This window comes from Idiomarina sp. UBA4206 (assembly GCF_002383015.1).
GTDB lineage: Bacteria > Pseudomonadota > Gammaproteobacteria > Enterobacterales > Alteromonadaceae > Idiomarina > Idiomarina abyssalis.
The window spans coordinates 384-862 of record NZ_DFTS01000050.1; the positions used below are offsets into that span (position 1 = coordinate 384).

Consider the following 479-nt stretch of genomic DNA (forward strand, 5'->3'; position numbering starts at 1 on the left):
AGCCGACGCCCGAGTATATTTTAGTGCCAATGGAGTCTGCGCAAACCTGACCGCTCAGGTCGACCTGCAAGGCGCTATTTATAGACATAACCTGCTTGTTTTGGCGAATCACCGAGGTGTCATTAGTGTACTCAACATCAAGGAAGAAAACTTCCTGGTTGTCATCAACAAAGTCATAAAGTGCCTGAGAACCCATCGCAAAAGTGGTGACAATGCGGCCTCGGTGCTTACGCTTGCGGCTGTTGTTTATGACGCCACGCTCAACCAGCGGTAATACGCCGTCAGAGAACATTTCGGTGTGAATGCCTAAGTCTTTGTGATGATGAAGACAAGCTAAAGTCGGGTCTGGTATTGCGCCAATACCCATTTGCAAACAATCCCCGTCATTAATAAGGCCGGCAACGCGTTCGCCAATTTTTTGTGTCACAGGATTTTGTGGTTGTTGGTTGTGCAGTGGGATAGGAGCTGCTTCCTCGTAA

Annotated in this window: 1 protein-coding gene; it reads right to left on the bottom strand. The window is 48.4% G+C overall.

All coding sequences use genetic code 11. The features are described 5' to 3' along the window. A partial coding sequence (locus B3180_RS10820) for an acetyl-CoA hydrolase/transferase C-terminal domain-containing protein (protein ID WP_286844462.1) occupies window positions 1-479 on the bottom strand: 479 nt, incomplete at both ends.